Below are 236 nucleotides of genomic sequence, written 5' to 3'. Positions count from 1 at the left end.
CACTACACTCTTGCTCATCAAGCAGGGCGGCCCGTTCCCATTTTCCAAAGATGGTGCGGTATTTGGCAATTATGAAGCGCGTTTGCCTAAGCAGAAGCGCGGTTATTATCGTGAATACACGGTCGTGACGCCACGTGCCCGCAATCGTGGTGCGCGGCGCATTATTGCTGCTCAGCCAGCCGGAGAATATTATTATACCGATGACCATTACGACAGCTTTCGTCGTATTCAAGAAC

1 protein-coding gene is annotated in these 236 nt (G+C 51.3%); it reads left to right on the top strand.

The features are described 5' to 3' along the window. The coding region (locus QN347_RS20910; RefSeq protein WP_323494563.1) for a ribonuclease domain-containing protein at positions 1 to 236 on the top strand (236 nt) is incomplete at both ends.

The sequence above is a fragment of the Sphingomonas sp. 10B4 genome (genome assembly GCF_035019905.1).
Lineage (GTDB): Bacteria > Pseudomonadota > Alphaproteobacteria > Sphingomonadales > Sphingomonadaceae > Sphingomonas > Sphingomonas glacialis.
This window is presented reverse-complemented; position numbering and strand designations above follow the sequence as displayed.